Source organism: Candidatus Avelusimicrobium faecicola (assembly GCA_900540405.1).
Taxonomy (GTDB): Bacteria; Elusimicrobiota; Elusimicrobia; order Elusimicrobiales; family Elusimicrobiaceae; genus Avelusimicrobium; species Avelusimicrobium faecicola.
On the sequence record UQFW01000078.1, the window covers coordinates 1 to 3,700 of the forward strand.

Sequence of the window (3,700 nt, forward strand, 5' to 3'; positions counted from 1 at the left end):
TGGTGGAAGTGCTTTCCCAATGCCCGACCAACTGGCACGCCAGCGTGCCGCAGGCGTTGGAATTTGTGCGTACCAAAATGATGCCGCAATATCCGTTAGGCGTTTTTAAGGATGAGGGGGCGAACTAATGTACCAAGGTATTAGAATTGCCGGTTTCGGCGGGCAAGGGGTTGTTTCAGCCGGGATTTTGTTGGCCCAAGCCGGGGTGGAGTGCAAAAAGAACTCCAGCTGGTTGCCGTCTTACGGCCCGGAAATGCGCGGCGGCACGGCCAACTGCTCGGTAGTTATTTCGGACGGCGAAGTCTACACGCCCATTGTGGCTATGCCGGATACGGTCATTGTGATGAACGAGCCGTCTTTGCCCAAGTTTGAGCCACTGGTAAAAAAGGGCGGGCTGCTGATTATTAACAGCTCACTGATTAATTCCCGCCCTACCCGCACGGATATTAAATCCGTTTGCGTGCCTTGCAACCAAATTGCCGAAAAAATAGGCATGGACCGTATTGCTACATTGGTGGCATTGGGGGCCTATTGCAAGCTGATGGGTGCGGTAAGTGTGGAAAACATTGTACACGCCATGAAGAAAGTGTATAAACGCGCCAAGCCGGAAATGCTGGAACTGAATAAAAAAGCATTGGAAGCCGGGTTTGCCGCTATTCAGTAAAATCTGCAAAACTCAAGCAAAAAGGGCGGAACTGCGGTTTCGTCCTTTTTGTTTTTACCGGGCGTAAAAATAAGGTAAAATACAAATATGAAATTTGAACGTTTTGTAGCTTTACGCTATTTAACGCGCCGCAAAGGGCTGTTTGCTATCATCACCACGCTGATTGGCGTGGCCGGGGTTAGCGTGGGCGTGGCGGCGCTGATTACCACTTTATCCGTGATGAACGGGTTTCAATCGGACATTAAAACCAAAGTCATTGGCGCGCAGAGCCACATTTTGGTATTTGGCCGTATGCCGGCAAGCACTTATCCGGAGCAAATCCGCAAAATAGAGCAAATCCCACTGGTGGAAGCGGCCGCCCCGCATATTTACGGGCAGGCTATTTTATCGTACGACGGCCAAAGCGTGGGGTTGGTGGTGCGCGGGTTGGACCCGGAGCAGGAAAAGAAAATCAACAGTTTGAGCCGTTCGCTGACGGAGGGCTCCTTTGCCCCTAAAGATTGGGCGGCGGACGCTCCGGCCCCGTTGGTGTTGGGGATGGAACTGGCCGCCGGATTGGGTGCGGACGTGGGGGATGATGTAGTGCTGATTTCCCCGCAATCCATTTCCACTTCCGCGGGGATGTTCCCCAAAATGAAGAAATTTCGGGTCAGCGGGTTGTTGCGCACCGGTTATTACGAATTTGATAACACCATTGCTTACGCCGGCCTGGCGGACGCCAGCGACTTTTTGGGTCTGAAAGGCGGCGTGACGGGCGTGGCCGTTAAACTGCACGACTTAAACAAGGCCGAACAGGCCGCCCAACAAATCCGCGAAGCGATTGGCTTGGGGTACAGCGTGCGCACGTTCGCCCAGTTAAACAGCACGTTATATGCGGCCTTAAAGTTGGAAAAAGCCGTCATGTTTATCATCCTGTTTTTAATTATTATTGTGGCCTCCTTAAACATTGCCGGAAACCTGATTTTGTTGGGTACGGAAAAACTGCGCGACATTGGCCTAATGCGCGCCATGGGGGCCAGCCCCAAAATGATACGCAAAGTATTTATGTGGGAAGCCATGGTAATTGCCACGTTGGGGATTTGTTTGGGTATTGCGCTTGCGTGCCTGCTATGTTGGATTATTGCCACCTTTAACATTGTGGAACTCCCCGGCGATATTTACTATTTGACCAAAGTGCCTGTGCGTATGGAATGGAGCGACATTTTGGCCGTAGTGGGGGGCAGTTATTTTATTTGTTTCTTTGCGGGGTTATATCCGGCCGCCAAAGCCTCCCGCGTGAACCCGACGGATGCAATACGTTATGGATAATATCATAGAATTAAAAAATGTGACCAAAATTTACGGTCAGAAAGACGAAAACCTCTGCGTGCTGGAAGATGTATCCCTGCAAGTGCAAAAAGGGCGTTTTGCGGTGCTTTTGGGCCCTAGCGGCAGCGGCAAAAGCACACTGCTTAATTTAATTGCCATGTTGGATAAACCCACGTCCGGCCAAATCTTTTTTGAAGGGCAGGATATTACCCGCTTGCGTAAGGAGTCGGCCCGCTCGGCCCTGCGCCTAAAAAAAATGGGGTTTGTGTTTCAGTTTGACGGCCTGTTGCCGGAATTTTCTTTACTGGAAAATGTGGAACTGCCCGCACTTATGCGCGGGGATGAAAACCCCCAAAAAGCGCAGGCGTTGCTGGAAAATTTAGGCTTGGGCGCCATTACCCACAAACTGCCCAGCGAGCTTTCCGGCGGGGAAAAACAGCGCGCCAGTATTGCGCGCGCGTTGCGCAACGAGCCTGTACTGCTACTGGCCGACGAGCCCACCGGCAATTTGGATGCCTCCCGCAAAGAGCAGGTGTTTAAGGACTTCGCCCGCATGGCCCGCGAGGGGCTGACGGTGCTGATGGTGACGCACGACGTTCACGCCGTCAACTTTGCCGACGACGTTTACACCTTGGAAAACCGTAAACTGGTAAAAACAAAATAATATGCTTACAAACCCAACTTTTTGGCTGGCGGCGGGGTGCTTTTTATTGGGGTGGTGCGTTTTTGTGCTTACCGCCCGCCACAAAAAGCGCGCCTTGTTGCGCCTGAAAACCGCGGCCCAACAGGGGGACTCTGCCGCCCAAATAGAATTGGGCCAACGCTATTACCGCGGCAAAGGCGGCGTGGCGCAGGACGATTACGAAGCCTTTATTTGTTTTAAGTCCGCGGCTAAATCCGGCGCGGCGCAAGCGCAGGTGGCGTTGGCGGCGTTGTATCACGCGGGGCGCGGGTGCGCGCGGAACGATAAAGAAACGTTCCGTTGGTATCAGGCCGCGGCCGAACAGGGCAATTATGAGGGGAAAATCAACCTGATTATGTGCTACCTAAAAGGCATTGGCACGCGGGAAAACCCGCAAGAGGCGTTCCGTTTGGCAGTTTTGGCGGCGGATGCCGGAAGCCCCTTTGCTCAACTAATGGTGGGGGATTTTTATGCGTACGGCACCGGCACCGCGCAAGATAAAAACAAGGCGGAGCGGTATTATTTGTTGGCGGCCACGCATGGGGAGCCGCATGCGCGTAAGAGGTTGGGGAAGTTGGCGGGAATCCCCGAACGCCACGATATTTTGAATTAAGAACAACTGGTGGTAGGATTTAGATATAAACGCACAAGGGGAAAAATAACATTTTTCCCCTTGTTTGCGTTTGATGGGCAAACAATTTTCCAAATTTAAGCCCTTTTGCGCCCCCTTTAGGCTTATGTAGCTAGCGCTACACCGCGCCTAAACTAGCGGCGCAAAATCATCTTAAATTTGAAAAATCATGCTACAAACGCTAATTCTTGTACTGGCACGAACGGCAACGCTAAGGAAGAACGGCAAACGGCGGACGGCATTTGGTAGGATTTAGAGATTAACGCACAGAAAGCAAAATAACATTTTGCTTTCTGTTTGCGTTTAACGGGCCACATTTTTCCATATTCATAAAACACCATCATTTGCATTTTGGGTTTTAATGTGTTATAATAATATTGCGGGGTAGAGAAGCCTGGTATCTCGCAAGGCCCAT

At 51.5% G+C, this 3,700-nt stretch carries 5 protein-coding genes; 4 read left to right on the forward strand and 1 reads right to left on the reverse strand.

All coding sequences use genetic code 11. The annotated features are described in order from the left end of the window. Positions 1-127 precede the first annotated feature (127 nt). The 4 genes from ACQY18_RS06425 to ACQY18_RS06440 all read left to right on the forward strand — a co-directional run bounded on the left by ACQY18_RS06425 (position 128) and on the right by ACQY18_RS06440 (position 3,267). Positions 128-664 carry a 2-oxoacid:acceptor oxidoreductase family protein gene (locus ACQY18_RS06425; RefSeq protein WP_428039270.1) on the forward strand — a complete coding sequence of 179 codons (537 nt, stop codon included), beginning with the start codon at positions 128-130 and terminating at the stop codon, positions 662-664. 87 nt (positions 665-751) lie between these two features. Further along, entirely contained in the window at positions 752-1,972 is a 1,221-nt protein-coding gene (locus ACQY18_RS06430; RefSeq protein WP_428039271.1) for an ABC transporter permease, read from the forward strand. Beyond that, the gene (locus ACQY18_RS06435; RefSeq protein WP_428039272.1) at positions 1,965-2,636 is read left to right on the forward strand and encodes an ABC transporter ATP-binding protein; all 672 of its coding nucleotides are present in this window, start codon (positions 1,965-1,967) and stop codon (positions 2,634-2,636) included. Before ACQY18_RS06430 ends, ACQY18_RS06435 begins: the two co-directional genes overlap by 8 nt. Position 2,637: 1 nt before the next feature. After that, positions 2,638-3,267, forward strand: a complete 630-nt coding sequence (locus tag ACQY18_RS06440; protein ID WP_428039273.1) for a tetratricopeptide repeat protein — start codon at positions 2,638-2,640, stop codon at positions 3,265-3,267. 185 nt (positions 3,268-3,452) lie between these two features. Here the strand turns inward: ACQY18_RS06440 and ACQY18_RS06445 are convergent. Next, a partial coding sequence (locus tag ACQY18_RS06445; protein ID WP_428039274.1) for a hypothetical protein occupies positions 3,453-3,700 on the reverse strand: 248 nt, incomplete at its 5' end.

Coding starts and splice junctions, on each gene's coding strand:
- ACQY18_RS06440 (WP_428039273.1), top strand. CDS start 2,638: ATGCTTACAAACCCAACTTTTTGGCTGGCGGCGGGGTGCTTTTTATTG.
- ACQY18_RS06430 (WP_428039271.1), top strand. CDS start 752: ATGAAATTTGAACGTTTTGTAGCTTTACGCTATTTAACGCGCCGCAAA.
- ACQY18_RS06425 (WP_428039270.1), top strand. CDS start 128: ATGTACCAAGGTATTAGAATTGCCGGTTTCGGCGGGCAAGGGGTTGTT.
- ACQY18_RS06435 (WP_428039272.1), top strand. CDS start 1,965: ATGGATAATATCATAGAATTAAAAAATGTGACCAAAATTTACGGTCAG.